At 40.8% G+C, this 392-nt stretch carries 1 pseudogene; it reads right to left on the reverse strand.

What is annotated here, in order from left to right:
• Positions 1 to 343, reverse strand: a pseudogene (locus AABK37_RS41970) (hypothetical protein); the annotation flags it as partial.
• Positions 344 to 392 lie beyond the last annotated feature (49 nt).

Genomic DNA, 392 nt, shown 5'->3' on the forward strand with positions numbered 1-392 from the left:
ACTTTCTTTTAGTATCATTCCTATTTGATGAAATAAATCGTTGATTAGCATCGAAATATTGTGTAATCGTCGTAACATCGTAATTTTTCTAACATATCTGGTATCAGTTCATGGTCTTTCATATAGCTACAAGCCTGATGATGATTACCATTAAAGAACATTGCTGCAATTACTGCGCCCTGTAATAATTTCAGCATCACTCATCCCACGACGACAATCTTCATCGTGTCCGTAGGCGTAGCCCGCCGCAGGCATCGCTTTTAACAAGTCGTCGGGGAAGCGCATAGATGGTAATTATTTCCCAGGCGCATTTTCCCCTCCTACTTTTCTCTCTGGAGGGGATTTTATTGCTTAACTTACCCCATGCGATCGCTTGAATCTATAACTAGCAA

Origin of the sequence: Tolypothrix sp. VBCCA 56010, assembly GCF_050875635.1 — a bacterium.
Lineage (GTDB): Bacteria > Cyanobacteriota > Cyanobacteriia > Cyanobacteriales > Nostocaceae > Hassallia.